Genomic DNA, 26,144 nt, shown 5'->3' with positions numbered 1-26,144 from the left:
CCGGCCGTCACTGTCGTTCGCCGAGGAAATCGAGGATGTGCCCGAACACGTCGAGGGCGGCGCCCCTGCCGAGGAACGTGTCCAGGTGGCCGTAGCCGGGGATCTCGGTGTATGCCACGTCCAGCTGCGGCTGTCTGCGCGCAAGGACGTCGTGGCAGAGCTTCTGGGAGTCCAGCCACAGGCCGTTCTCGCTGCCGGCCAGCAGCAGCACGGGGGTGTCGATACGGGCGGCCGCGTCCAGTGCGTTGGGCGGCAGGGCCCGGTAACGGTGGTCGCCGTCGTGCCAGCGGACCACGGTGCGGGCCAGCTCGATCCGGCGCAGGTGCGGCAGGATCCACAGCGGGGCGGGGCCGAGCAGCTCGGCGAGCCGGTTGTGGGTGGCCTCGGACAGGTTCTCGTGCACGAAGAGTGAAGCGCCCGTCCCCCAGGCCGAGTTGTGCAGGATCTGGCAGGTCGGATCGGGGCAGCTCGCCTTGCGGGAGGCGAGCGCGAACAGGGGGGTGTACTTCGACCACAGGCCCACCCTGCGGAAGTCGACCGGGATGTGGTCGATCCGGTTCTTCAGCAGTTCCCCGGCCAACGACATGCGCAGCGAGGTGCGGCCCGCCAGCTTCGGCGTCAGGAACACGCCCTGCGACACCACGCCCGCGAGCCCCGGTACCAGCCCCGCCGTCATGCTCAGCGACAGCGTGAGCGAGCCGATGCAGTGGGCGACCACGAACAGCGGCCGGTCACCGATGCGCCCCCGGACGTAGGAGACCGCCTCGGGGATGTCGTACAGGGCGACGTCGTCGTACGTGTACTTCTGGCCGGTCTCGTTGTACGGCAGCCGGCAGCTGCCCCGCCAGTCGAGCAGCCAGGGCTCGTAGCCGCCGTCGAGCAGCACGTCGACCAGGTTGCGGGTCTCGGGCTGCAGGAACATGTCGGCGGACGCGGTGTGTCCGTGCAGGAGCAGCACGGCGGGCCGTTCCGCCGCGCCGCTGTCGACGCGGGTCAGGCCGAGGCGTACGCCGTCGCCCGCCCGGAAGTCGATCTCCTCGACCCTCGCCGGATCGAGACGGTGGTGGAGCGGGCGCAGGGCGGTGGTGGTCCTGACCTTGCGGAGGGCCGGCCTGGTCCGGGCGGTGGTCGTCCTGAGGATCATCGGGGGTGCTCCGAGGGGGTCTGGGTGCGGCGCAGGTCGAGGAGGTCGGCCGCGGCCCGGGCGAAGGGGCCGAGCAGGCCGCGGCCCATCTCCAGGCCGAACCAGGCGAGCCAGGTCAGCTTGGCGGCCCGCTTCTCCTGGCTGGTCAGGCGCGGGTCGACCTTGATGCCGTCGACCTGGTCGCGCAGGTAGCTGTCAGCGGGCACGACGACCTCGCCCGCCAGACTCGCCGGTTCACCCTCGCGCCCGATCCCGACGGTGAGCGCACGGGTCTGCCGCCATACATCGCGGCGGGCCCGGGCGTACTTGTGGCCCTCCAGCCACCAGCGCCCCCCGTCGGCGTCACGCAACGCCAGCCGGTAGCTGAGGAGTTGATGCCGCCTTCCGTGGTGCTGCGGGATGCCTTCGTCGGGGCGGATCACGACATCGCCGCGCTCGACGACCAGCGGTTCGGGGTGCAGAGCCGCGCATCTCAGCTCGCCGCTGACGTCGACCCGGCGCTCCTTCACCAGCTGGTACATGCTCGCGATGGAGAGGGTGAGCGCCATCGAGCACGGGGTGTCGGCGGCGGCGCCGACCGGGCCGACGCTGCCCTCGGTCGTCTCGGAGAACCAGAGGTACGGCTGATCGTCCTTGTGCGGCAGCTTGGCCAGGCCGTCCCGGGCGAGCCGCTCGAACGTTTTCAGCTGGGCCTGGGCGTCGTAGCGGGCCGCAGGTCGGAGCCCGAGCGCCTCGACCAGCGCGGCGGTGCGCTCGGCGGTGGCCGCCGGGCCCTTCAGCGTCGCCTCGCACAGCTTGAGGGCCGTGGGACTCTGCAACACGCGTGCCAGGAAGGCCAGTTCGGGCACTGGGTCGGCCTCCAGGCGGGCCAGGGCGTCGGTGCGCCACTCGTCCCAGTCCTGTACGCGCACATGCATGCCGCCGAACGCCATGTCCCGTACGACGTCGTCGAGGGTGTTGGGTACGCCGGTCAGGTGGTAGTCGTAGCCCCAGGCGTCGGGTTCGCAGACGACGCCCACGGCCACCCGGCTCACCCAGTCGACCGGGGCCGCGTTCAGATAGTGGAAGGCGGGCACGGTGCGGAAGCGGCCGAAGGCCGAGATGAGGCCGCTGCTGAGGTCCTGCGGGTTGTAGGCGCCGGTCCTGGTGTGGCCGCCGATGCCGCCGGGGCGCATCGCCGTGACGATCAGCCCGTGGTCACGGGCGCGTCGCAGGGCGACCTCGGCCGCCCACTTGGTCTGGTCGTAGCCCGCGACGAGGCGGTCGGCATGGGCGAGCGGGTCGTCCTCTCCCATGGCCGTGATGCCGACCTCGTTGAAGACCGCGATGGAGGAAATGTGGTGCAGCGGCTTGGGCCGGCCGGTCGCCGCGAGCTCGGCGAGGGTGAGTGAGCCGATGACGTTGCTCTGCCTGAGCGACTGGTAGCCGCGCAGGAAGTCCACGGCGGCCGCCACGCCGACCACGCTGTCCAGCTCGTGGGCGAGCGTGTGCCACAGCTCCTCGGACAGGCCCAGGCGCGGGCGCCGGATGTCGCCGGGGAGCACGGTCACCCGGCGGCGAACCTCGGACGACCAGGGCAGCGCGTAGCTCTTGAGCGCCGCGCCGAGCCGGGCGACGGCGGCCTCCTCGTCGGCCGCGCGGACCAGACAGTAGACGTGGGCGTCGCTGTGCCGCAGCAGGTCGAGGAGCATGTGGCTGCCGAGGAAGCCGGTGGCGCCGGTCAGCAGGATCCGGCGCGGCGGCAGCGGCTCGGGCAGTCCGGTCCACGGCAGCCGGTCCGCCAGAGCGAGATCGGCCAGGATCTGGTCGAGGTCCTCGGGGCGGGCTGTGGAGTACGGGGCGGAGGTGCCGGCGGCTCGGGGGGCGGGGCTCGGCGGGGGTGCGGTGCGGGGGTACGTGACGGGGAGGGCGCTCGGGGCGGGGGCCGGGGTCCCCGCCCGTACGGTCAGCTGGACTCCCGGCAGGACCGGGGCCCAGGACGCCGCCCCCGCTTGGATTTCGCGCGCGTCCGGGGCCCAAGATGCCGCGACCATCGCGCTTCCCGAGGGGGCCGAGGTCGGCGCGACGTCGGGCGCAAGGCCCGCCGGGGGCCGAGTCGGCGCGGCCGTGGCGGTAGCCGGCGGGGCCGGGGTCGCCGGGGTTTCTGACGGCATGGCCGGGGCCGAGAGGACCGCCGTGGCGCCCGCGGTCGACAGCCAGCGCCGGGCGAGGCTGCGTGGCCGGGCGTCGGCGAACACGTCGTCGAGGTCGATCTCCATACCCAGCTCGTCTTCCAGCGCCGCGACGAGCTCGACGGCACCGACGGAGCTGCCGCCGGCGTCGAAGAAGTCGGCGTCGGGCGACAAGTGCCCCTCGGGCAGATGGCGGCTCGCCGCGGCGGCGATGGCGACAGCCAGACCCTCCACGTCCGGGACCGCTGAAGGCGGGGCGGCGGCTGCTCGGGGCGGGGCGGCGTCCGCGGAAGCCGCGGACGCCGCAGAAGCCTGGACCACGGGAGCCGGCCCCGAGGCCTCCCCCTCAGGAGCGGGGGCGGGAGCCAGGCCGGAGCCAACCACCGGGGCCGCGGGGGCCAGTCCGGTAGCGGCCAAGGCCGCAGGAGCCTCGCCGCGGGCCAGGCCGGGGGCGACCGCGACCGCGGGGGCCGAGCCGGGAACAACCGGGGCCTCAGGAGCCCAGCCCGTGGCAACCGGGGCCTCAGGGGCCGAGCCCGTGGCATCCGAGGCCCCAGCGACCGAGCCGGGAGCAACCGGGAACGCGGGGACCGAACCAGGAGCAACCGGAGTCGCAGAGGCCGAGCTGGGGGCGGGTGGAACCGTCGGTTCGGTGGGGGCGGTAGCGGCACCCGGCTCCGTGTCGGCGCCGGGTGGCGTCGGCGCGGCGGACGACCTGACCTTGGCCAGCAGCGCGTCCACGCTCAGCCCGCCGCCCCGCTCGATCGACTCGGCGGTCGCCCGCTGTCCGGCGTACGCCGATGTGTCCTCGTTCACTTCACGCATGAGAGCCCTTCACCCTGTGCACTGTCCTCTCGCTCACTGCCACTCACTGCCACTGCTTTCGAAGCCGAAGTCGAGGCCGCAGCAACCCCAAGCCGAACCAAGCCCGACCCGCCTCCCCTTGTCCACGGCCGGTTCACGGCCGCCGCCAGGAGCGGAAAGCCCGCAGGTGTTCCGGCGTGACCACGCTCTCCAGACGCCGGTCGTCCTGGTCGCCGCCGCCGAGCGCGGCCAGCAGACGGCGGGCGGGTACGTTGCGCGGGGTGTGCTCCGCCGTCAACCGGACCTTGACGCAGCCGAGTTGGTCGGCACGGTCGGCCAGCCACTGCAACAGGCGTTCCTCGACGCCTCGGCCGAGCGCGCGGCAGCTCATCATCCAGGCCAGTACGTCGAGTTGGTCGCCGTCCTGGCGCAGGGCGAGCAGTCCGATCTGGCCGTAGTCGCCGAACCGGTCCCGGGCCGCGGCCGTCCACACCTCGCCACGCTCCCGCCACCGGGCGAGGTCGCCACCGTCGGCCGACCGGGCGCGGAGAGTGAACTGGTTGGTGCGGCGCACGAGTTGCCCGGCCCGTTCGACGTCGGCCTCGGACAGGGCCCGGATGTCGACCTCGAGCTCCAACTGGGCGAGAAACTCCTCGAATCCGGCCTGCTCGCGGACGGCGTCCCGCTCCCGCTCCTGCTCGTAGAACCGTGCCCGCAGCGCGTCCTCGGCCGTCGCCGCGGCCGGCACGAGCGGCCACAACCGGCCCAGGAAATCCTCCAGTTCGGCGGCCGGCGGGCAGGTCACCGACAGCACCTCGGGCAGCCCCGAGCGCACTCCCGCGATCTCGACCGGGTTGTCGTCGAGGAACAGGAAGCTGTCGGGGCCGAGGTTGAGCGTGCGCGCCGCCTCGGCCAGCCGACCGGACTTCGGGCCCCAGGTGGCGGAGAGCACGCTGAAGTGCTCCGCCTTCAGCAGGCTGTCCGGGCGGTCCAGGACGGCTCGTACGGTGGCCTCGTCGTTGTTGCTGACGAGCGCCAGCAGCGCGCCCGCGGCCCGCCACTGCGACAGCCGGCGTGCGAGCAGCGCACGCGGACCGGTCAGGTCCACCGCCTCCGGGCCGATCTCTCCGGCCACCCCGCCCCACAGCGTCTCGTCGCCGTCCACCGCGATCACCTTCGGCGCCGGGCGCCGCACGGCTCGTACGATCTCGGCGAGCCGGAGCGCCACCGCCGCCTGGAAGGGCGGGGTGAAGGGGAGGTGCGCAAGCCGTTCGGTCCGCTCGTCGAAGCGTTCTCCGACGGCGTGGTGCCGGGTCCAGTCGTCGGGGCGGAGCACCGCGATGCCGGGCAGCTCGGCCAGCTCGTCGGCGATCTCGCGCTCCCACCGCGCGAAACGGTCGTTCTCGCGCGCGGACGGCAGGAAGCCGACGACCAGCGGCTTGCGGGTCCGTTCGGCCAGGGCCCGCAGCGCGGCCGGGTACTCGGTCCGCAGTTCGGCGAGCAGCGCGTCCCCCACCGGTCCGAACCGCTCCAGATCCGCTGCGCGCAGCAGCACCACGCCCAGGGCCGTGCCGGGGTCGGCGAAGACGCCGGAGGGATCCCGCAGGGCGGCGAGGACCTGGTGGTACGGGGCTTCGGCGACCGTCAGCCCGTGGTTCCCCGCGCCCTCCTCTACCGCCGCCTCGCACAGCAGTGGCAGATTGCCGAGGGCGAAGGTGGCGGCGAGGGCGAGCTGACGGCGCGGGGATCCAGCGGGCTCTTCACCGGCGGAACCTTCCGTCACGGCCGTCGCCTCCTCGGCGGTCGCACCCGTCGAATCCGGCCGACCCGTCGTCGTACGCACCACCGTCGTCGTGCGCATCACCGCCGTCGTACGCACCACCGCCGTCGCATCCTGCACCGCCTCGTCGAGCAACCGCAGGAACTGCTCCCCCAGCGCGAGGGAGGTCGCCGCGTCCAGGATGTCGAGGTTGTGGTCGAGCCGGATCCGGCCGGCGTCGGGCGTCATGGTGATCATCAGGTCGAGGTCGGAGTAGCCCGTCCCGGCCGGCAGCACCTCCAGGTTCCTGAGGCGGCCCGCGGCGGAGCGTACGTAGTTGAAGTACACCTCCACCAGCGGCGCGTTCGCCCGGTGCAGCCCCTGCCGGGCGAGTGTCGACAGCACGTCCGTGAACATGGCGCCCTTGGCGAGCACCCGGTCGAGGCGGCTGTCGGTGCGGCGCAGTGCCTCCTCGATCCGCTCGCCCGCGCGGGCCTCGGCCGGGAACGGCACCGGCACACCGAAGAAGCCCACGGCGTCACAGGCGTCGGCGTGGATGCGTGTGTCCACGGGCACGGCGAGCACGAAACGCTCCCGCTCCCGCAACCGCGCCAGCAGCACGGTCAAGGTGCCGAGGCTGAAGGCGGCGGGCGTGACGGCGAGCCGGCTCGCGGCGGCCGAGACGCGTTCCATGAGCCCGTCGGGGATCGGCACGGTCACGCTGCCGGCCCGGTACGAGCGCGTCGCCGGGCGCGGCCGGGCGAGGGTCAGATCGAGTCGCTCGCTGCCGTGGAAGGCCGCGCGCCATTCGGCCGCGCCCTCTCCCGGGGAGTCGTCGGTCTGCTGCGCCTCGATCAGTTGGTGGATGTCGCGGTTGGTGACGGCGTCACCGAGCGAGGTGCCGGAGAGTTCGGCGTCGATCTCCCCCGCCACGAGCAGCAGCGACTGCAGATCGCTCACCGCGTGGTGCGCGCCGAACGCCAGGGTCTGGCCCCGCGCTCCGGCGTCGAGCAGCTCGAACCGCCACAGCGGCGCCTGCGTCAGGTCGAACGCCGGCTCCAGGAGCCGGCGCAAGTGGTCAGCCGCGTCGAGTTCGGCCTCGGCGTCGGCGTCGGCGTCCGTCCAGCGCAGCAGCGGCCGCGCGGCCTCCCTGTCCACCCTCAACTGCCGCCCGCCGCCTTCGCCGTTGACGATCGCGGTGCGCAGGGCCGCGTGCCGTCGGGCGAGGCGGCCGAGGATGTCGGTGAGCGTCTCGTGGGTGGTCGGCGTGGTGAGCCGCAGGGCCAGGCCGACGGCGTGTGCCGCGTCCGGCATGCCCGGCTGGGCGCTGCGCAACAGCCGGACGACGTCGCGGGTCGCCGGGCGCACCTCGCTCTCGGGCACCTCGGTGGTGACCTCGGCCTGCCGCTCGTCCCGCTCCGCTCCCTCCACCACGGCAAGCCGTTCGGGAAGGGCCCCGCCGAGCGCAAGTGCCAGGCCTCGGATGTCGGACGCCGAGAACACGTCGGCGGCCGGGAGTTCGGCGCCCAGCTCGCGGGCGAAGGTGTTGCGCAGCCGGACGAGCATGAGCGAGTCCAGGCCGAGTTCCTTCAGGGCCGTGGTCGCGGACACGTCCACGGTCCCTCCGGAGACCTGGCTGACCCTGTCCCGTACGTACGCTTCGAGGCGTTGGGTGCGGTCCCAGTCGGTCGTCGCCGCGAAGACCTGCTGGACGAGGGTGTCCGCGTCCGCTCCACCGGTCGGGACGGTGATCAGATCGCCCAGGATCGGGCGGGCCGCCGCCGCGTCCGGGTCGAGGGCCAGCATCTCCCAGTCCAGGGCGAGGGGGGCGAGCTGGCGGCGGGAGGTGGACAGCACCCGCTCGAACAGTTCGCCGCCGTCCTGCGGGGAGAACGCGACCAGACCTGACCGGCTGGTCTCGGCGGCACGGGTACCGGACTCGGCGACCATGCCGACACCCTTCCAGGCTCCCCAGTCCAGGCTCAGCGCCCGGCGGTCGGTACGGGAGAGGTGGTGTGCCCAGGCGTCGAGGAAGGCGTTCGCCGCCGAGTACGGGCTCTGTCCGGCGGAGCCTAGGAGACCGGCCGCCGAGGCGAAGAGGACGAGGTTCCGGGCTTCCGGGATCAGCTCGGTGAGCAGGGCGGTGCCGAGGACCTTCGGGGCGAGGACGCGCCGGACACGGTCGTCCGTCAGGTTCGCCACCGTGGCGTCGTCGAGGACACCGGCCGCGTGGACGACACCGGCGATCGGGCCGGCTTCCCGTCGTACGGCGTCCAGGGCTGTCGTCAGTCCGTGGCGGTCGGCCACGTCGGCGCGGGCGAGGTGCACCGCGACGCCCTGTTCTTCGAGGCCCCTGATCCAGCCCGAGGTCGGCGCGTCGGGGGTGCCCCGGCTCAGCAGGGCCAGACGCCGGGCGCCCCGGCGGACCAGTCGCTCGGCGACGACGCGGCCGAGACCGCCCAGACCGCCGGTGATCAGGTACACGCCGTCCGGGGTGATCTCGGCGGCACCGCCGTCGTCGGGGCGGGTGCGGGTCAGGCGCGGCACCAGCCGGCCCGACTCGCGCAGCGCGACCAGCCGTTCGTCGTCGGCGTGCCACAGCTGCGTCCACAGGTCGTCGACGCCGTCCGTGGGCGGCAGGTCGATCAGCGTGGCCGACAGCCCGGGGTACTCCTGCGCGACCGCGAGGCCGAATCCCCAGGCGAGCGCCTGCTGAGGGTGTGTGACCTGTGTGCTGTCACCGGCGGCCTGGCTGCCCCGGACGACCACGGACAGGCGCGGAGCCCGGCCGTGCGGACGGTCGGCCAGCGCCCGTACCAGGTGCAGAGTGCTCAGGCAGCACAGGCGTGCCGCCTCCTCCGCCGTACCGGCGTCGCCGATCGCCGGGGCGTCGAGTGCGGACAACTGGACCACCTGGTCGGGCAGCGCGTCGGCGAAGGCCTCGTCGAGGAGACGGGCCAGGTGCCGTGGATCGGCCGGGTCGAGAACGTAGCGGCCGGGCCCCTCGACGCCGAACGACTCGCCCCTGCGGGCGATCACATGCGGCACCGATGCGCCCAGCCGCTCCCCGAGTGCGGATGCCACGCCCGTCTCGTCGGCCAGGATCAGCCAGCTCCCCTGGGCGGGTGGCTCCTGGGCGACCGGACGCGGCTGCCAGCGTGTCTCGAAGAGCGCGCCGTCCAGCGGGGAGAGCGCGGCCAGCTCCAACTCGCTCGCCTCAAGTACGAGTTGTTCGTTCTCGTCCCACAGCCGCAGGTCCAGGGTGGCGATGTCGCCGTCCACGGAACGCAGATGGCAGGTCACCCACGCAGGCGTGGTGCGCGGCCCGGTGAACCGCAGCCGTCCGACGCCCGCGGGTACGAACGCACGCCCCTCGGGCGCGGCGCCGGGCAGGGCGGCGGTGTGGAAGGCGGCGTCGAGGGTCGCGGGGTGCAGCAGATGACCGGCGGCGGGCGTCCGGGCCAGCCGGCCGAGGGCGGCCGAGTCCGTGCGGTGGCCCTCCTCCAGGCCCCGGAAGGCGGGGCCGTAGTCGATGCCGAGGGCGGCGAGCCCGGCGTAGACGGCCGACAGGTCGACCTTTTCGTCACAGCGTTCGCGCAGCGCGGCGGGCCCCTCGTCCCCGTCGGCCGTGGATTCGGCGAGGGCGACGCGCCCCATGACGTGCCGTTGCCACGGCGCACCCCGCTCACCGGCGGCCGCGGAGGCGATGGTGAAGTCCCGGAAGCCGTCCTCCGCGGGCCGCAGGACGAGCTGCAGCCGTACGGGACGGTCCGCGTCCAGTGCCAGCGGCCGTACGAACCTGACGTCGGCCAGGCACACATCGCCGCCGTCCTGCGAGGCGGCCGCGGCTTCGAGGGCCATGTCGAGGAAGGCGGCGCCGGGCAGCCAGACCTCGCCGGTGACCTGGTGGTCGGTGAGATAGGCGAACCGGCTGTCGTTCAGGTCGATGTCGGTCTGGAAGATGTGCCGGCCGGGTTCGTCGCTGGCCTCGATCCGGGTGCCGATGAGCGGGGAACCGCCGAGGGTCCCGGTGGCCGGGGCGGGGACGAGCCAGTGCCGTTCGCGGGCGAAGGCGTAGGTGGGCAGCTCGACCCGGCGGCCTTCCGGGAAGAGCGCAGACCAGTCGGGGGCGTGGCCCGCCGCGTACAGCTCCCCCAGCCTGCGCAGCAGAACGGCGTGTCCGTCCTGCTGCCGGCGCAGCGAGCCGACCGCGACCGCGTCGATCCCCCTCTCGGCCGCCACGGCCTCGATGGACGAGGTGAGTGACGGGTGCGGGCTCAGCTCGACGAACGTGCGACAGCCGTCGTCCAGCATCCGCCGGATCGTGTCCGCGAATCGGACGGGCTGCCGGAGGTTCGCGAACCAGTAGTCGGCGTCCAGCCGTTCACCGGGTACGGGTTCGGCCAGCACCGCCGAGTACAGCGGCGTCTGTGTGCGGGTGCCGCGGACACCGGAGAAGCGGTCGAGCAGCTCCTCGCGGAGCGGGTCCATCAAGGGGGTGTGGGAGGCGAACGGCGTCGAGAGGGGGCGTGCGGTGATTCCGCGCTCGTCGAGGTGATGGCGCAGCTCGGCCAGCGCCCCGGCTTCGCCGGAAACAGCCGTGGAGTCGGCGCTGTTGACCGCCGCCACGAACAGTCGGCCCGTGTAGGGCGCGAGCAGTTCCTCGACCCGCGCGGGCGGCAGCTCCAGCGAGAGCATGCCGCCCTTGCCCGCCAGCGGGACGACCGCCAGGCCACGCCCGGTCACCACCCGCACGGCGTCGTCCAGGGTGAGTGCGCCCGCGCTGTACGCGGCGGCGATCTCACCCAGGCTGTGCCCGACGACGGCGTCCGGCGTGATACCGAGCGTCCGCCAGGCCGCGGCGAGTGCGGAGTTGACCGCGAACAGCACCGGTTGCAGGAACTCGGTGCGGCCGAGCGGGGCGAACTCCTCCGGCGCCCGCAGCACATTGAGCACCGACCAGCCGACGTGACGGCGCACTGCCTCGTCGATACGGCCCAGCTCCTCGCGGAACGCCTCCGACTCGGCCGCCAACTCCAGGCCCATGCCGGGCCATTGGCCGCCGTGTCCGGCGAAGACGAAGGCCACCTTGCCCGCCTGCTCCGCACGGGGCGATGCGAGAGGTGCCCGGCCGCTCGCCAACGCGTCGAGGCGGGCCAGCAGTTCGTCCCGGTCGGCCGCCACGATCGCGGCACGCCGTTCGAAGTGGCTGCGGTGGCGTGCGAGGGTGTGGGCGACGTCCGCAAGCGCACTGTCCTCGGTCACGTACCGGGCCAGGCGTGCGGCCTGCCCGCGCAGGGCTGCCTCACTGCGCCCGGAGAGCACGAACAGCCTCTTGCCGGGCGTGACTTCACGCTCCGGCTCCGCCTCGACCGGCGGGGCCTCCTCAAGAATCACGTGCGCATTTGTTCCGCTGATGCCGAAGGCGCTCACACCGGCCCGCCGCGGGCGTTCGGGCGTCGAGGGCCAGACCTCCTCTTCGTGCAGCAGACGCAGCCCGCTGCTGTCCCAGTCGACATGCCGACTGGGCGTGTCGGCGTGCAAGGTGCGCGGCAGGGTCTGGTGGCGCAGCGACTGCACCACCTTGATCAGCCCGACCACCCCCGAGGCCGCCTGCGCGTGCCCGATGTTGGACTTGAGCGAGCCCAGACGCAGCGGGCGGCCCTGCGGACGCGCGTCACCGAAGACCGCCGACAGGGCGTTCGCCTCGATCGGGTCACCGAGCGTCGTGCCCGTGCCGTGCGCCTCCACGTAGTCGATGTCGGCGGGCTCGAGGCCGGACAACTCCAGTGCGCGCCGGATGACCTGCTCCTGGGCCGGGCCGTTGGGCGCGGACAGGCCCTGGCTGCGGCCGTCCTGGTTGACGGCCGTGCCGCGCAGCACGGCCAGCACCTCGTCACCGTCCCGCCGCGCGTCGCTCAGCCGCTTCAGGACGACCAGGCCGGCGCCCTCGGCCCAGATGGCGCCGTCGGCGTCGTCGGAGAAGGAGCGGCAGCGGCCGGTCGGGGACAGGCCACGCAGCCGGCTGAACTCCACGAAGGTCTGCGGCGTCACCATCACCGTCACACCACCGGCGAGGGCCAGGTCGCACTCGCCCGACCGCAGCCCCTGCGCGGCCAGGTGCAGCGCCACCAGCGACGACGAGCACGCCGTGTCCACCGTCAGCGCCGGGCCGTTGAGCCCCAGCGCGTAGGCGAGCCGGCCCGAGGCCACGCTCAGCGCCGACCCCGTACCGACGTACCCGTCCAGCTGGTCGAGGCGGGAGCCCGCCAGGTAGTCGCTGCCGAACATGCCGACGTACACACCGGTGGTGCTCCCCGCCAGCGCGGCGGGCACGATCCCGGCCCGCTCCAGCGCCTCCCACGCCGTCTCCATCAGCAGGCGCTGCTGCGGGTCCATGGCGGCGGCTTCCTTCGGAGTGATCCCGAAGAAGCCCGCGTCGAAGAGCTGGAGGTCGTCGTCGTCCAGGAAGCCGCCTTCGCGGGCGTACGACTTGCCCAGCGCCTCCGGATCGGGGTCGTACAGCGCCTCCACGTCCCAGCGTCCGGCCGGGAACGGGCCCACCGCGTCGCGGCCCTCGGCGACCAGGCGCCACAGGCCCTCCGGATCACTCACGCCACCCGGCAGGCGGCAGGCCATGGCCACCAGGGCCACCGGCTCGTCCGAGGCCGGGGTCGTGGCGTGCGCCTGCCGCCTGGCGGGCACGGCGCGGCGGGTCGTCGCGAGGGCCGTGGACAGCAGGTACTCGGCCAGCCGGGCCGGGGTGGGGTGGTCGAACAGCAGGGTGGCGGGGAGCTTGGCGCCGAGACGGGCGCCGATGCGGTTGCGGAGTTCGACCGCCGTCACCGAGTCCATGCCGAGTTCACGCAGCGGCTGGTCGGGGCGGACGGACTCGGCCGAGCGCAGGCCGAGCGCGCGGGAGGCCTCCTCGCGGACCAGAGCCAGGACGCGTTCGGCGCGCTCGGCCTCCGGCAGCCGGGCCAACCGGTCCGCCAGGCCGTCGCCGCCGTCCTGACCGGTACGGGGTGCGGGGATCAGCGAACGCCACAGAGCCGCCGAAGTGCCGTCGGACGCCCCCGTGTTGTCCCGCAGTCGGGGCAGATCCAGGGCCCAGGCGACCAGGTGCGGCGCGCCCCGGCGCAGGGCGAGTGCGACGAGGTCACGACCCTGGTCGGGGGTGAGCGCGCGGTGGCCGAGGCGGGCCATCCGCTCCAGGTCGGCGTGTTCGGCGGCAAGCCCTTCGCCCGCCCACGCGCCGAAGGAGACCGAGACTCCGGGGAGGCCCAGGGCCCGCCGGTGGTGAGCGAGTTGGTCGAGGAAGACGTTGGCCGCCGCGTAGTTGCCCTGGCCCGCGTTGCCGACGACACCGGCGGCCGAGGAGACCAGCAGGAAGAGGTCCAGCGGCGCGTCGGCGGTGAGCCGGTGCAGATGGGCGGCCCCGTCGACCTTGGGACGCAGCGCCCGTGCGAGGCGCTCGGGAGTCAGCTCGGCGACCACCCCGTCGTCCAGGACGCCGGCACAGTGCACGACACCGCGCAGGGGTGATTCCTCGCCGATCCGGCCGAGTACGCCGGCCACCGCGTCCGCGTCCGCGACATCGCAGGCCGCGACCTCGACCTCGGCGCCGAGGGCGGTCAGTTCGGCGGCGACCACGGCGGCGCGGGGGTCTGCCGTTCCCCGACGCGATGTCAGCAGCAGGCGGGGAACGCCATGTTCGGCGAGAAGGCGCGCGATGTGGGAGCCCACCGCGCCGAGGCCGCCGGTGATCAGCACCGTGCCGTCGGTGGGTACGAGTGCGGGGCGGCCGACCAGGTCGAGGACGACGGGGGCGTCGGACGCGCTCCGCCGCCGTATCGCCTCGCGGGCGGCGGCGACGGGCAGCACGTGAGGTCGCCGGGGGCCGTCCGGTCCGGCGGCCGCGCTCGTGAACGGCAGGTCGTCGGGAAGCACCTCGACCAGCCCCGCGTCGGCGATCGCCTCGGACCCGAGTGGGGTGTCGGCGAGGGCGACGACCCGCAGACCGGGGGCGAGACCCTCGACGCCTGCGCCGACCTCGGTGAGCACACCGGCGCGCGGCGTCGCGTCGTCCGGGGAGCCGGGCAGGGCGGCCGCGTGCACCTGGATCCTCACCTGCCCGGGCGCCAGGGTGACGTGGGGCCCGACCGCGCTCAGGGTCGGGTTCGCCGGGAGGCCGGTCAGCTCGTAGTGGTCCCCGGCCGGGATCCGCAACGCGTCCTGGGCACGGGCCCGCACCAGCCGGGGGGCGAGCAACGCGCCCGCACGGTGGGCGAGTTCGGGTTCCTCGGCGTGTGCGACGGCCGCCACGAGCGCACCGGCCGGATCAGAGCCCTCGATGTCGAGCAGCGTCAGGCCGAGGCCGGGGTGTTCGGCCCGCGCGCTACGAGCGAGTCCCCACAGCACCGACTGGGCGAGGCCGGGCACGGTGTCCCGGTCGTCGGCCGCGACCGCGCCGCGCGTCACCCACACGGTCCGGGCGGCCGCCCGGTCCTGCGGGAGGGCGATCAGGGCGTGCAGTTCGGCCAGGGCCGTGGCCGCCAACTCCTGTGCCGTGGCGGCCGGTTCGGTATCGACCGCCGGACGCGGCCACAACCGTACGAGGACGTCGGTGTCCGTCCCGTCGATGTCGGCGCCTGTCACGCTCCGGACGTGGACCCCCGCCGCTTCGAGGCCGCGCAGAACCGTGGCGGCCTCCTGATCGGAGGGGTCGGCCAGCACGGCCCACTCGGTGCCCGGCGCCCCCGCGGGCTCTTCGGCCACGGCCGTCCACGCCACCTCGTACAGGTGCCGGGCGTTCTCCGAGGCACCGTTCAGGTCCGCCGGGTCCGCGGCCCGCAGTCGTACGCCGTCCAGGCGGCCCGCGGGGAGACCGTCGGCGTCCCACAGCGTCACGTCCAGCGTGAGGTCCGTGCCGGAACCGCCGGTGCGCCGCACGGACGCGTTGAGGTCGGTCGCGCCGCCGGGCGGCAGGACGCAGCGGCCCACCGCGACCGGGAGCAGCACCCGCGCGTCCTCCGGGTCGAAAGCCGCGGCCACGTGCAGCGCGGCGTCCAGCAGGGCGGGGTGGACGGGGTACGGGTCGGCCACGTCGCGGGCCACGGCCGGCAGGGAGAGGCGGGCCAGCAGCGCGCCGTCGCCGGTCATGACGGCCGACCGTACGCCCTGGAAGGTGGGTCCGTAGCCGAGACCGAGCGCGGTGAGCCGCTCGTAGGTCTGCGGGCTCCAGGCCGGTTCGGCGCCCTCCGGCCACACCGGGGGCTTCCCCGATATCGGCGGGGTGGGATCGGCGGCCGCGGCTGTGGCCGTGGCGTGCAGGGTCCAGCTCGTCTCCTCCTGCCCGCGCCCCTTCTGGCCGCTTTCCCGCCGGCCGCGCGGACGGCTGTGCACGGTGATCTCCGGTACGGGACCGGCGGTGACCACCTCGACGGACACCTCGACCGTGCCCAGGGGGGTACCTCCCCGTTCGAGCGAAGTCGGGACCTCGGGGGAGGGCAGCGCGAGCGGCGCGAGGAGGAGCAGGTCGGTGACGTCGGCCGGATCGTCCGGGCGGGCCACGGCGAGCGCGGCGCGGCACAGTTCCATCAGGGTCGTGCCGGAGACGACGGTCCGGCCGAACACCGCGTGGTCGGGCAGCCAGTCGGCGGTGGCCGGGGACCACTCGTTGCGGAAGGTCCAGCGGGACTCGTCCGCCGACCGGAGCTGGATGCCGAGCAGCGGGTGGGCCGCACGGTCGAAGAGGCCGGGGACGCCGGCCGTGGGCTCGGGCTCGATCCAGTAGCGCTGCGGATCCCAGGCGTACGTCGGCAGGTCGGCCGGTGCGGTGTCGGGGACCAGGCGGCGCCAGTCGATCCGGCGTCCGTGGACGTGGAGTTCGGCGGCGGCGCGGTCGAGGCGGCCGGGGCCGTCCTCGTCGCGGCGCAGCGAGCCGACGGCGACCAGGTCCTCGTGACCGGAATCCTCGGCGACCGTGCGCAGGGCGGTGACGAGGGAGGGGTGGGGGCTGAGCTCGACGAAGTAGCGGTATCCGTCGGCCGCCATGCGTTCCACCGTGGACGCGAAGCGGACGGGTTCGCGGAGGTTGGTGTACCAGTAGTCGGCCGCCAGCTCCTCGGTGACCGGCTCACCGGTGACCGTGGAGTACCAGGCGACGGTGGTCGGGAAGGTGGTGACGCCGTCGAGTTCGTCGAGGATCGTGGCGCGGACCGGCTCGACCTGAGCGCTGTGGGAGGCGTAGTCGACGTCTATGCGGCGGACGAACACCTGCTCCCGGTCGAGGTCGGCGAGCAGGACCTCCAGCGGCTCCACGTCACCGGCGATCACCGTCGAGCGGCCGCTGTTCACGGCGGCGACGGACACCCGGCCGTCGAGCTCGGCCAGGCGCGCCTCGACCTCGGTGTGCGGCAGGGCCACGACGGCCATGGTGCCGGTGCCGGACAGCTCGGTCAGGGCCTGGCTGCGCAACGCGACCACGGCCGCCGCGTCGTGGAGGCTGAGCGCCCCGGCGACGCAGGCGGCGGCGACCTCGCCCTGGCTGTGCCCGATCACGGCGTCCGGACGTACGCCCCGGGCCCGCCAGACCGCGGCCAGGGACACCATGACGGCGAACAGGACCGGCTGGACGACGTCCACGCGCTCCAGGGGCGGGGCGCCCGCGTCCTCGCGCAGGACGGCGGCCACCGACCAGGTGGTGAACGGGCGCAGCGCGGCGTCGCAGCGGTCGAGTTCGTCCGCGAACACCGGGTCGCGGTCCAGCAGATCCCGGGCCATGCCGGACCACTGGGCACCCTGACCGGGGAAGACGAAGGCCAACTTCCCTGCGGGAATGGTCTGTTCAGGGCCGATGGTGGGATCGGCGTCGGACCGCCCCTCCGCGAGGTCACGGAGTGCGCCGAGCAGTTCGTCGAGGTGGGCCGCCTGGACGACGGCTCGGTGCTCGAAGTGCGTCCGGTGATGCGTCAGCGTTCCGGCCACCTCGGAGAGCGTCAACTGCGGCTCGGTTGCCAGCAGTTCATGAAGGCGCGCGGCCTGTCCCCGGAGGGCGGGGAGAGTACGGGCGGAGAGCGGGAAGAGCGTTTTGACGGGCAGCTCGGGGGTGGGCTGTTCCCGGGGGGACGGCTCGGCCATCGGCGCTCGTGTGGACGTCCCCGCCAGGTCCTCGGGCGCCTCCTCCAGCACCACATGAGCGTTCGTACCGCTGATCCCGAACGCGCTCACCCCGGCCCGCCGCACCCGGTCGCCGCCTCGCGACCAGCCCCGGGCGCTGCTGTGCACGCACAGACCGCCGGCCGCCCAGTCGACGTGCCCGGTCGGGGTGTCGGCGTGCAGCGAGGCCGGGAGCAGCTCGTGGTCCAGGGCCAGCACGGTCTTGATGACGCCACCGATGCCCGCGGCCGCCTGTGTGTGACCGATGTTGGACTTCAACGAGCCGACGGTGAGCGGACGTTCAGCCGGGCGCCCCGGTCCGAAGACGGCGGCGAGCGCCCGCCCCTCGATCGGGTCGCCGAGCCGCGTTCCCGTGCCGTGGGCCTCGACGTAGTCCAGGTCGTCCGGCCGGAGCCCGGCGGCGGCGAGGGCGGCGCGCAGCACCCGTTCCTGCGCGGGGCCGTTGGGGGCGCTGAGGCCCTGGCTGCGGCCGTCCTGGTTGATCGCCGAGCCCTTGACGACCGCGAGGACCCGGTCGCCGTCCCGACGCGCGTCCGCGAGCCGCTTGAGCAGCACCAGTCCGCAGCCCTCGGCCCACACCACGCCGTCCGCGTCGGCCGAGAAGGGGCTGCACCGCCCGGACGGCGACAGCCCCCGCAGCCTGCTGAACTCGACGTGTCCGCGGGGGGTCACGAGGAGCGTCGCGCCACCGGCCAGCGCCAGGTCGCACTCGCCGCTCGCCAGTGCCCGCGCGGCCAGGTGCAGGGCGACGAGGGAGGAGGAGCAGGCGGTGTCGACGGTGACCGCCGGGCCCTGGAGACCGAGGGTGTAGGCGATCCGCCCGGACGCCACGCTGGACGCGGAGCCGGTGCCGACGTGCCCGTCGAGCTGGCCCAGGGCGGCCGAGGCCAGGTATCCGCTGTCGTACAGGCCGATGTAGACGCCCGTGGAGCTGCCGTTCAGCGTCTCCGGGACGATCCCGGCCCGCTCGATCGTCTCCCAGGTGGTCTGCAGCAGCAGCCGCTGCTGGGGGTCCATGGCCGCGGCCTCGCGCGGCGAGATGCCGAAGAAGGGCGCGTCGAAGCGGTCTATGTCGGCCAGGAAGCCACCGCGCAGGGTGTACGCCTTGCCGCCGGCCTCCGGGTCGGGGTCGTACAGCCCCTGGGTGTCCCAACGCCCCCCGGGCACCTCGGTGATGGCGTCCTCGCCCGCCGTCAGCAGCCGCCACAGCGCGTCGGGGTCGTCGGCACCGCCGGGGAAACGGCAGGCCATGGAGATGATCGCGATGTCGTCGTCCGCGCGTACGGGCAGATCCGACTGCGTCGTGTCCGGCAGCGCCGCGACAGCGGGCCGTGTGTCGACGATCGCCTCGGCGAGTTCCGCGATCGTGGGGTGGTTGAAGACGAGGGACGGGTCGAGGGGCCGCCCGATCCGCTCGGAGAGACCGGCGGCCAGCGTCACCAACTGGCGTGAACCGAGCCCGAGTTCGGCGATCGGCCGTTCCGGGTCGACGGCCAGCGGGGCGAGCCCCGCCTCCTCCGCGACAGCCGACGTCAGCCAGGCCCGCACATCCTCGGAGGTCGTGACGGACATCTCGGGGAACTGCTTCGGGGCATCGTTCGCAGTCATCTAGACAGGTGTCCTCGTGAACTCGGGCTCAGGCGGTTTCCGTACGACGGACCCGACCGATACGGGCGGCGTGTCCGCCGTGACTGGTACGGCTGGTGCGGTTGGTGCGACGGCGCGACCGGAGCGGGCGGTGCGGGCGGTGCGGACGGATACCGGCGTCGCACGGCCTGCACGGTCGCCCCGGCCCGGATTCCGGCGCTCCGGCGCGGATTCCGGCGACCCGGCGTCGTGCGGCGATTCCGGCGTCGTACGACACCGGAGGCGATGTACGACAGCGGAGGCGATGTACGACCGACCAGGACGACCGTGGTGCCGCCGCCCCCTGCGCGGACGCGCGCGCAGGCGGCGGGCGACGTCGGCACTGACGTCGCCTACGTCATCTCGTGGCGGGCTCGCCGACCACCGAGAGGTTGCCGGCGAGGTAGGCCGCCCGGGACGCGTGGCGCTGGATCTTCCCGCTGGAGGTCTTGGGAATGGTGCCGGGGTGGACCAGGACGACGTCGCGGAGCGACAGACCGTGCGCCTCGCCGATCGCACTGCGGATCAGGTCGGTGATCTTCTCGGACTCGGCCACCGCCTCCGGAGCCGTCTCGGCGACGATGACGGGCTGTTCGCCCTCCACTCCCCCGTCCACGGAGAACGCGGCGGTGCAGCCGGGCCGGAGGGCCCCGTGGGACATCTCGGCGGACAGTTCCAGGTCTTGCGGGTAGTGGTTGCGTCCGTCGATGACCATCAGGTCCTTGAGGCGGCCGGTGACGAACAGTTCGCCGTCCCGCAGGAATCCGAGGTCGCCCGTCCTGAGGAAACGACCCGGGCGGTCCCTGAGGGTGGCCCGGAAGGTCTCGCGAGTCGCGAGGGTGTTGCGCCAGTAGCCCTTGGCGACGCTCGCGCCGCCGACCCAGATCTCACCGACCTCGCCCTCGGGCAGTTCCTCCTGCCGTTCGGGGTCGGCGATCACCAGGGTCACGCCGGGGCCGGCCCTGCCGGAGCTGACCGCAGCCGCGTCCGCCGCGCCCGCGTGCGGCCCGCTCCCGGCGGTCTCGGCGAGGGTCGGCGGGGTTTCGACCGAGCTGCCGGTGACCATCAAGGTGGCCTCGGCGAGGCCGTAGCACGGGTACAGGGCCTCGCGGCGGAAGCCGGCCGCGCCGAAGGTCTCGGAGAAGCGCCGCAGGGTGGCGGCCCGCACCGGTTCGGCGCCGTTGAAGGCGACCTTCCACCGGCTCAGGTCGAGTCCGTCGAGGAGGTCGGGCGTGGCGTGCTTCAGGCTCAGCTCGTAGGCGAAGTTCGGGCCGCCGCTGGTGTGCGGGCGGTAGCGGCTGACGGCGGTCAGCCAGCGCGCGGGCTGTTGCAGGAAGTGCAGCGGCGAGAAGAGCGTGGCGGTCACGCCGAGGTAGACCGTGTTCAGGACCGGGCCGATGAGGCCCATGTCGTGGTACACGGGCAGCCAGCTGACGAACAGTTCGTTGTCGTACGCGGCGATGGTGTCCGGGGTGTGGCCCATCCGCTCGGTGATGACCCGCTCGTTGTCCAGCAGGTTCCCGTGGGTCACCATCACGCCGCGCGGGGCGGAGGTGGATCCGGAGGTGTACTGGAGGAAGGCGACCGAGTCGGCGCTGAGGTCGGGTTCGCGCCAGGACGCGGCGGCGTCGTCGGGGATGTCCTCGGTGGCGACACAGGTGATCTCGTCGAGTTCGGGCAGGTGTTCCGCCATGGCGCCGAGGGCGGCGATCACCTCGCGGCCGCCCAGGATCACCTTGGCGTCCGCATCGGCGATGAGCCGCTTCATCCGGGTCAGGGCACGATGGTTCTGTGACCGCCCTTGCGGCGGCACACCGGGTACGGCGACGACTCCGGCCGAAAGGCAGCCCAGATAACCGCAGATGAACTCGATTCCCGGCGGATACAGCAGCATGGCGCGGGAACCCGCGAGGCCGCGCTCCTGAAGCCAGGCGGCGACGGCTCGGGACCGGCCCGCCAGACGGCCGTAGGAGATGTCCTGGATTTCTCCGTCACAGTCGCCCGTGACGAGATAGCGATAGGCGGTCCGGTCGGGCTGTTGCGAAGCGTGCGAGGTCAGTAAATCGACCAGAGAACGAGCCATATGACGAGTCTCACCTGTTCGGATGAGTGAGCGACGAAACTGGGGTGCGAAGGCCGCGTGATGCGTACGCGCAGATGCCGTGGCCGCCCGGCCCCCTTGCCGGACAGTCCGTCTCGATCAACCCGCCCGAGGAGCGGCGGCGATGCGTACGCCGACTCCTCGTGACCCCCGTTCAGCTTGCTACCAACGAGTAGGACCATAGCAACTCTATTCGACCTGACAGAGGTAACCGCGAGTATTCGACGGCGAATTGACTGACCTGACACTCAGTCACTGAAGCGTGTTACCCGCCCGGACAAAGGCGAATGCCCGGATGGAATGAGTCGTTCGGCTTCTACCGGGACCACCGATATGTGGCACAGAACACGTCCGCCGCCCGTGCGGAAGCCGCCGCCATCAGCGCGGTGACTCCGCCCGTAACCGCCTGTTCACAAAAACACAGGGCGCCGCTGAACGCGCCCTGCCATCTGCGGCCCCTGAAGTGACTCCGATACATGTCGGGGCGACTGTCTCCGGGCCGTATTGCTTTCCCTACCGCAAGCGGTGGTAGTGCCGACTGATGCGGTTGGACAGGTGCCGCTGGCCGGCCCGTGCGGCGGTCGCCGCGCTCACGGCGGCGCGGATGGGCGCCACGGTCATGGGCGGACCCGAGCGGCGAGGCCCTGGGCGCGGCCCTGCCCGCCTTCGCCGCGCACGGAAAAGTCCGTTGCGGGCCGGGCGTCGCCACCGGACAGTGAGTCCATGACCACACCCGCCGCGCCCCCACCCGCCGCGCCTCCGCCCACCGGCCTGCCGCCCGGTCTGAGCGTGCGCCCGGCGACGCTCGGCGACTCGGTGGCGGTGTGCGCGTTGCTCAATGAGATCGACCTGCTGGAAGTCGGTCGAGCCGACACCGAACTGTCCGAGGTCCAGAGCTATTTGAAGCATCCCGAGGTGGACCTGGAGCGCGACTCCTGGCTCTTGTTCGACGGCGACCGGCTGGTCGGTCACGGGCTGCTGTGGGACGAGTCCGGCGGCGAGCGGATCGACGTGGACCACTACGTGCTGCCCGGTCAACCGCGAGGCGCCCGGCACCTGTTCGACCTGATGGAGAGCCGGGCCGCGGAGCGGGCCGCCGCGAACGGGGCGTCACGGGCTGTGGTGCACCTGCACCTCAACATCGCCCCCACCACGGACCTGGACGCGCTGCGCGCACGCGGCTGGCGCCCGGTCCGCCGCTACAACGTGATGGTGCGTCACCTTTCCGCCGAAGCAGACCAGTTGCCGGCACCGTCGTCGGGTGTCACCCTGCGCCCCTGTCTGTCCGAACCGGACCGCCGGCGCGCCCACGCGCTGCTCCAGGAAACCTTCGCCGACCACTTCGACTTCCAGCCGCGTACGTACGAACAGTGGCTGAACGACCTCGACGCCGAGCGTGTCGACTGGTCGCTGATATGGATCGCCCATGTCAAGGGCCTCGGGGACGTCGCGGCGCTGCGCACCCACAACGACCGCGCCTCGATGGCCTGGATCGGCCACCTCGGTGTCCTGCGCCAGGCCCGGGGTCACGGCCTCGGCAGCCATCTCCTGCGCCACGCCTTCGGGCACTACGCGGCGCTGGGCCGCGACCGGATCGGCCTGGGCGTGGACACCGAGAACAGCAGCGGGGCCCTCGCCCTGTACGAACGGCACTCGACTTCGCCGTCGACACCTGGGAGCTGATCCGCACCCTCTGACGGGGTCCCGTGACCGGTCGGCTCCTTGCCCTGCGGCACACGCCTCCTCGCACAGCGCCAGGACCCGGTCATGCCGCGGAACCCGGTCACGCCGCGGAGCGCGGCTACGCCCGCCCCTTGCGCAGGAAGCGCCGCAGCCGCGCCTCGGGCCAGGTGTTGATCACGTCGTCCTTGGTGAGCCAGCCGCGCTGCGCCGTCCCCACGCCATAGCGCATGACGGCCAGGTGGAGGATGGCGTGGGCGTCGCTGTCGATGGCGAATTTCACCCCGAATCGCCTGGCCCGCAGGATGTCCTGGTCGCGCAGGTCGAGCCGGTCCGGATGGGCGTTGATCTCCAGGGCCGTACCGGTGCGCGCGCAGGCCGCGAAGATCGCGTCGAGGTCGGCGTCGATGGCCGGCCGCTTGCCGATGAGGCGGGTGGTGGGGTGGCCGATGATGTCGACGTACGGGTTCTCGCAGGCCCGTACGATCCTGCGGGTCAGCGCCGCCCGCCCCTGGTTGAAGTGCGAGTGCACCGAGGCCACACACAGGTCGAAGCCGGCCAGGAACTCGTCGGGCCAGTCCACTTCGCCGTCGGGGCCGATGTTCAGCTCCGCACCGTGCAGGAGCCGCATCCCCCGGCGCCTGCCGCGTGGGCCGTACGCACCGTCGAGCTCCCGTACGCGCTCGCGCTGCGCCAGCATCCGTTCGTCGGTCATCCGCTGCATGGACAGATCGGGTCCGTGGTCGGTGATCGCGTAGTAGGCGTAACCGCGCTCGGCGGCCGCCTGGATCATCTCCTCCAGCGGGGCGAGGCCGTCGGTGAGGTCGGTGTGCGTGTGCAGGTCGCCCCGGATGTCCGTCTCCGTCACCAGGTCGGGCAACTCGCCGTGCAGACCGGCCTCGATCTCGCCGCGGTCCTCGCGCAGCGTCGGCGGGATCCACGGCAGTCCGAGCCGGGCGTACACCTCCTCCTCCGTCGCGGAGACGATCTTCTGCCCGCTCTCGACGTCGTACAGTCCGTACTCGGAAAGCTTGAGCCCCTGGTGCACGGCAAGCTCCCGGGTGCGGATGTTGTGCCCCTTCGAGCCGGTGAAGTACTGCAGGGCCGCTCCCCAGGAGTCCGGCGGTACGACGCGCAGATCGACGGCCAGGCCCTTGGTGGTGCGAACGGACGTCTTCGTCCCGCCCGCTGCGATGACCTCCGTGACGTACGGCAGCTCGGTGAACGCCCGCATGAGCGGTGCCGACTGCTCCGCCGCGGCCAGCACGTCGATGTCGCCGATCGTCTCGCGGAAGCGTCGCAGCGACCCGGCGTACGCGCACCGCCGGCAGCCGGTCACCCGGGACAGCTCGGCGACGATGTCCTCGGCGAGCTCCATGGCGACGTCGAGCTGGACGCGACCCCCGGAGGACCGCAGGAGTTCGACGCCGTGGAGGAGATTCTCCTCGGTCCTGGGCCCGAAGCCCTTCAGGTCGCGCAGCCGCTCCTCGTGAATGGCGTCGACCAGTTCGTCGATCGAGGAGATGCCCAGCTCCTCGTACAGCATCAGGGCCTTCCTCGGGCCCAGCGTGGGGATGGCCGTCAGCCGCCGGACGCCGGCGGGGATCTTCGCCCGCAGTTTCTCGACCGCGGACACGCCGCCGGTGGAGAAGTACTCGACGACCTTCTCGGCGATCGACGTGCCGACGCCCGGGATCTCCCGCAGACCCTTGACGTCGAGTGTGGACACGTCGGCATGATGGCCGCCGATCGCCCGGGCGGCCTTCTCGTAGACACGTGCCCTGAACGCGTCTCCTCCGGTGATCGAGATCAGGTCCGCGTATTCGTGGAACAGTGCGGCGACCTCGTCGTTGGACCGAGCCACACCTCCAGAGTAGGCACGGTCCCGGGGACGCCTCCCGCAGAGAAGGCACAGACCGGTGGAGGCCCCCGCAGGAGGCACGGACCGGGTGACGTCTCCCGCAGAGAAGGCACAGACCGGTGGACGCCTCCCGCAGGAAGGCACGGTCCGGTGGACGCCTCCCACCGAGAACGCACGGACCGGGTGACACCTCCCGCAGGTAGACACGGCACCGGCCGACGGCTCCCGCCCTGAACCGGCGTTTCAACTCGCTTGCCCTGCCCTCGCCCTCCACCTAGCCTGAGTTTGTGCCGCAAATAAACAAAACCCGATCGCACAACGCCGTGCCGGGCGACGACCTCATCCGCCTCCGCATCGCTCTGACCGCCTTCTTCGCCCTCGACGGCTTCATCTTCGCCGGATGGGTCGTCCGGATCCCCGCCATCAAGGCACAGACCGGCGCCTCGGCCAGCGCCCTGGGGCTCGCGCTGCTCGGAGTATCCGCCGGTGCGGTGATCACGATGACGCTCACCGGACGGCTGTGCCGCCGCTTCGGCAGCCACCCCGTGACGGTGGCCTGCGGGGTTCTGCTGTCCCTCAGCGTCGCGCTGCCGCCGCTGACGCACTCGGCACCGGCGCTGGGCGCCGTACTTCTGGTCTTCGGGGCGGCCTACGGCGGGATCAACGTGGCCTTCAACAGCGCGGCCGTCGACCTGGTGGCCGCGCTACGACGGCCGATCATGCCCAGCTTCCACGGCGCCTTCAGCCTGGGCGGGATGGTCGGCGCGGGACTGGGCGGGCTGGTCGCCGGATCCCTCTCCCCGGCGCGCCATCTGTTCGGACTCACCGTGACCGGCCTGCTCGTGACCGCCGTCGCGGGGCGCGCCCTGCTGCGCCTCGATCCGCCGGCACCAGCACCAACACCGGCACCGGCACCGGCACCGGCACCGGCACCGGCGGATCGAATACCGCGGGAAGGGCTCGCCCCGCACCGCCTGGACTCCCGCACCCGCACACTGGTGATCGTCTTCGGACTGATCGCCCTGTGCACGGCGTACGGCGAAGGAGCCCTGGCCGACTGGGGCGCGCTGCACCTGGAACAGGATCTGGACGCCCACCCGGGCGTCGCGGCCGCCGGATACTCGTGCTTCGCGCTCGCCATGACCATCGGCCGGCTCAGCGGAACGACCCTGCTGGAACGCCTCGGCCGGACCCGGACCGTCGTGGCGGGCGGCGGCACGGCCGCCGTCGGCATGCTGCTCGGCGCTCTCGCCCCTTCCGTGTGGGCGGCCCTGCTCGGCTTCGCGATCACCGGTCTCGGGCTCGCCAACATCTTCCCGGTCGCGGTCGAACGCGCCGGCGCGCTGGCCGGTCCCAGCGGCGTCGCGACCGCCTCCACGCTCGGCTACGGCGGCATGCTCCTCGGTCCGCCCGCCATCGGGTTCATGGCGGACTGGTTCTCCCTGCCCGCCGCCCTCACCAGCGTCGCGGTGCTGGCGGCGGTCGCCGCCGTCATCGGGTTCGGAACGCGGCGGGCGACGGCGAACTGACAGCGGCCGTGCGGGCCTTGACGGTGAGGTCGTCGCACGGTTCGTCGCCGACGTCTCCAGCCACGACCGCTCCCCCGGCCCGACAGGCAGTACGAGGATCTCCCGGCGGCCTGCTGGGGAGGACTCGCCGTCAGGCGAAACAGGGGAACAGGCCGAGCGCGTTGTCCCGTTCCACGCCGCGCAGTTCGTCCTCGGTGAAGCCCTCGAAGGACGTGAGGTTGTCGATGTTGTGGATGACGGTGGGTTCCGGGGCGGTGACGCGCCCACACCGCAAACGAAAACGAGCGT

Annotated in this window: 7 protein-coding genes and 1 pseudogene; 2 read left to right on the top strand and 6 right to left on the bottom strand. The window is 73.0% G+C overall.

Features of this window, described 5'->3' with window-relative positions; all coding sequences use genetic code 11:
- Nucleotides 1-7: 7 nt before the first annotated feature.
- From ACFVXA_RS00105 to ACFVXA_RS00090, 4 genes are all read right to left on the bottom strand, one after another.
- Nucleotides 8-1,144 (bottom strand): alpha/beta hydrolase, encoded by a 1,137-nt coding sequence (locus tag ACFVXA_RS00105; protein WP_390023172.1) that lies wholly within the window; start codon nt 1,142-1,144, stop codon nt 8-10.
- Nucleotides 1,141-3,549, bottom strand: a complete 2,409-nt coding sequence (locus tag ACFVXA_RS00100) for a thioester reductase domain-containing protein (RefSeq protein WP_390023170.1) — start codon at nt 3,547-3,549, stop codon at nt 1,141-1,143. The genes ACFVXA_RS00105 and ACFVXA_RS00100 overlap by 4 nt, the downstream gene beginning before the upstream one ends.
- A gap of 724 nt (nt 3,550-4,273) precedes the next feature.
- Nucleotides 4,274-18,667 carry an SDR family NAD(P)-dependent oxidoreductase gene (locus ACFVXA_RS00095; protein WP_390023168.1) on the bottom strand — a complete coding sequence of 4,798 codons (14,394 nt, stop codon included), beginning with the start codon at nt 18,665-18,667 and terminating at the stop codon, nt 4,274-4,276.
- A gap of 376 nt (nt 18,668-19,043) precedes the next feature.
- Nucleotides 19,044-20,768, bottom strand: coding sequence for a fatty acyl-AMP ligase (locus tag ACFVXA_RS00090; protein WP_389515305.1), 1,725 nt, complete (start codon nt 20,766-20,768; stop codon nt 19,044-19,046).
- A gap of 741 nt (nt 20,769-21,509) precedes the next feature.
- On the opposite strand from ACFVXA_RS00090, the pseudogene ACFVXA_RS00085 reads away from it, so the two are divergent.
- Nucleotides 21,510-22,483 (top strand): annotated as a pseudogene (locus ACFVXA_RS00085) (GNAT family N-acetyltransferase).
- Between the two features lie 104 nt (nt 22,484-22,587).
- Here the strand turns inward: ACFVXA_RS00085 and polX are convergent.
- On the bottom strand, nt 22,588-24,330 hold the full coding sequence (gene polX / locus ACFVXA_RS00080; protein ID WP_390023165.1) for a DNA polymerase/3'-5' exonuclease PolX: 1,743 nt from the start codon (nt 24,328-24,330) through the stop codon (nt 22,588-22,590).
- Between the two features lie 320 nt (nt 24,331-24,650).
- Here polX and ACFVXA_RS00075 point away from each other — a divergent pair, with 320 nt between their 5' ends.
- Nucleotides 24,651-25,856, top strand: coding sequence for an MFS transporter (locus tag ACFVXA_RS00075; protein ID WP_390023518.1), 1,206 nt, complete (start codon nt 24,651-24,653; stop codon nt 25,854-25,856).
- 130 nt (nt 25,857-25,986) lie between these two features.
- Here the strand turns inward: ACFVXA_RS00075 and ACFVXA_RS00070 are convergent, their stop codons facing one another.
- On the bottom strand, nt 25,987-26,130 hold the full coding sequence (locus tag ACFVXA_RS00070) for a hypothetical protein (protein WP_390023162.1): 144 nt from the start codon (nt 26,128-26,130) through the stop codon (nt 25,987-25,989).
- Between the last annotated feature and the right edge of the window lie 14 nt (nt 26,131-26,144).

Source organism: Streptomyces sp. NPDC058246 (genome assembly GCF_042881985.1).
In the GTDB taxonomy this organism is placed as follows: Bacteria; Actinomycetota; Actinomycetes; order Streptomycetales; family Streptomycetaceae; genus Streptomyces.
The sequence above is the reverse complement of the archived record's forward strand: the minus strand, read 5'-3'. Positions and strand labels throughout refer to the sequence as shown.

Coding starts and splice junctions, on each gene's coding strand:
- ACFVXA_RS00105 (WP_390023172.1), bottom strand. CDS start 1,144: ATGATCCTCAGGACGACCACCGCCCGGACCAGGCCGGCCCTCCGCAAG.
- ACFVXA_RS00095 (WP_390023168.1), bottom strand. CDS start 18,667: ATGACTGCGAACGATGCCCCGAAGCAGTTCCCCGAGATGTCCGTCACG.
- ACFVXA_RS00090 (WP_389515305.1), bottom strand. CDS start 20,768: ATGGCTCGTTCTCTGGTCGATTTACTGACCTCGCACGCTTCGCAACAG.